At 37.2% G+C, this 2298-nt stretch carries 1 protein-coding gene; it reads left to right on the forward strand.

Annotated elements, in window-relative coordinates; genetic code table 11:
• Nucleotides 1-1048: 1048 nt before the first annotated feature.
• Nucleotides 1049-1171 (forward strand): hypothetical protein, encoded by a 123-nt coding sequence (locus ACR1PO_RS22430; protein ID WP_332388105.1) that lies wholly within the window; start codon nt 1049-1051, stop codon nt 1169-1171.
• Nucleotides 1172-2298: the final 1127 nt, after the last annotated feature.

Below are 2298 nucleotides of genomic sequence, written 5' to 3' on the forward strand. Positions count from 1 at the left end.
GTCTGTCTCTTTTCGGAGTCATATTGTCTCTGCCTATCCAAAGGCTCTTCTGCGCTTACTGATCTACTCTCGTTTTCAGTGGGGCAAAGATAGCAACTTCTTACAACGCAAAACAAGTTTATTTAACTTAAATTTTACAATACTAAAACCATTGTGAGTAATTACATGATTTAATCTATTGATATATATAAAGTTATATACAAAATAATACTTATCCACAGTGAGTATTAATAAATTTATAAATCGAATAATTATTGTGCTAATGCTTAATAGGAGCATAATTTATTTTATTAGCCCAATAAAAATAGTTTAAAGACTATGTGAAGATTAACTGTCTGATGCATCTCAAAAATTGTGAAATGTGAAGTAGTAAATTAAAAAGGAAACTATGAATTAAATAAAACAGCTTATGCCAGGACTGGGCAAGTTAAATGATATGATCAGGGATTCGGATACGGGTTCCGGGGTATGGATTTCTGGGGTTTGGGATGGAACTAATAAAGAGTTATACACCGTGAGTTATAAATACCCTCTGTTTCAATGGTCTTAATCCTGTTCCAATTATGTCATTCCGCAGGAATCCAGGCTTAGTTATCAGAGCTTCAGGGTCCCAGAGTTGAATGGTTATAAAGGCTTTGGATGCTTAAGATTTATAATGAACTATAATTTCAAATGTAAAATGGTTTGTTTAGACTCCTGCGGAGTGACAAGGGGGTATGTGATGAGTGGTAAATGATAAACGATGAATGATAAGTTATTAATGATGGGAACCGGGGTTCGGGATATGGGTTCCGGGTATGGATTTCTGGGGTTTGGGATGGAACTAATAAAGAGTTATACACCGTGAGTTATAAATAACCTCTGTCTCAATGGCCTTAATCCTGTTCCACTTGTGTCATTCCGCAGGAATCCAGACTTAGTTATCAGAGCTTCAGGGTCCCGAAGTTGAGTGGTCATAAAGGCTTTGGATGCTTAAGATTTATAATAAACTATAATTTCAAATGTAAAATGGCTTGTTTAGACTCCTGCGGAGTGACAAAAGGAGGGAATGATAAACGGTAATAGTGACAGCAGTACATCATTTACTGATAAGAGATCCATGATGAATGATGTTACAAGACTCGGGATACGGGTTCCGGGTATGGATTTCTGGGGTTTGGGATGGAACTAATAAAGAGTTATACACCGTGAGTTATAAATACCCTCTGTCTCAATGGTCTTACCCCTGTTCCAATTATGTCATTCCGCAGGAATCCAGGCTTAGTTATCAGAGCTTCAGGGTCCCAGAGTTGAGTGGTTATAAAGGCTTTGGATGTTGAAGATTTATAATGAACTATAATTTCAAATGTAAATGCATTGTTTAGACTCCTGCGGAATGACAACGTGGAGGGAATGATAAACGGTAATAGTGACAGCAGTACATCATTTACTGATAAGAGATCAATGATGAATGATGTTACAAGACTCGGGATACGGGTTCCGGGGTATGTGCTTCTGAGTTTTAATCCATACCATAAATTATAAAGTTGTAAACCGTGGGTTATAATGCTTCTGTCTCAATGGTCTTACTCCTGTTCCAGTTGTGTCATTCCGCAGGAATCCAGACTTAGTTATCAGAGCTTCAGGGTCCCAGAGTTGAGTGGTCATAAAGGCTCTGAATATTTAAGATTTATAATGAACTATAATTTCAAGTGTAAAATGCATTGTTTAGACTCCTGCGGAGTGACAACGTGAAGGGAATGATAAACGGTAATAGTGACAGCAGTACATCATTTACTGATAAGAGATCCATGATGAATGATGTTACAAGACTCGGGATACGGGTTCCGGGGTATGGATTTCTGGGGTTTGGGATGGAACTAATAAAGAGTTATACACCGTGAGTTATAAATAACCTCTGTTTCAATGGCCTTACCCCTGTTCCAATTGTGTCATTCCGCAGGAATCCAGGCTTAGTTATCAGAGCTTCAGGGTCCCAGAGTTGAACAGTCAAAGGCTTTGGATGCTTAAGATTTATAATGAACTATAATTTCAAATGTAAAATGCATTGTTTAGACTCCTGCGGAGTGACAACGTGGGATAAACGATGAATGATGAACAATAAACGATGAATGATAAATGATGAATGATAAATAATGAGTGATTGGTGTATCGTTTATCATTCATCAATTATTACTCATTACTCATTACTCATAGCTTAAGCCTGTCTTGGGTATAAAGCAAAAAAAATCCTTTATCGTTATGATAAAGGATTTTTAAAAATAAAATAAAAACTGGCGGCGGCCTACTCTCCCGCGT

Source organism: Chryseobacterium amylolyticum, from assembly GCF_051011775.1.
GTDB lineage: Bacteria > Bacteroidota > Bacteroidia > Flavobacteriales > Weeksellaceae > Chryseobacterium.